A 388-nucleotide genomic window follows, 5' to 3' on the forward strand; every position below is an offset into this window, starting at 1 on the left:
GATCTATTTATTGCGAACAAGACCGTCCAATTGACGGGCAGATTAAAACTGTTACGGTTTCCCAGGTTGCGGATGGCAAATATTATGCCTCAATTTTAGTTGACAATAGACAAAAGATTCCTACCCCTTCCATTGAGGGGAAAGCAGTAGGAATTGATTTAGGACTAACTCATTTTTGCATTACTAAGCTGTTCCACATTTAACTTGCATGTATTGGGCGGGCGAGACGCCCACCCCACAAGAAATGTACAATTTCAAATTATGCAAACTAGATGTGGTTTAACTTAGCGATGGGAGCAAGTTCGATAACCCACGTCATACCAAACGATATGCCCGTAACCTCAGAAAGAAACAACAAAGCCTTGCTCGTAAGCAAAAAGGCAGTAAC

At 41.8% G+C, this 388-nt stretch carries 1 pseudogene; it reads left to right on the forward strand.

Annotated features, from left to right (window positions below):
- Positions 1-203: pseudogene (locus AABK37_RS41980) on the forward strand (RNA-guided endonuclease TnpB family protein); the annotation flags it as partial.
- Positions 204-388: the final 185 nt, after the last annotated feature.

Origin of the sequence: Tolypothrix sp. VBCCA 56010 (assembly GCF_050875635.1) — a bacterium.
Lineage (GTDB): Bacteria > Cyanobacteriota > Cyanobacteriia > Cyanobacteriales > Nostocaceae > Hassallia.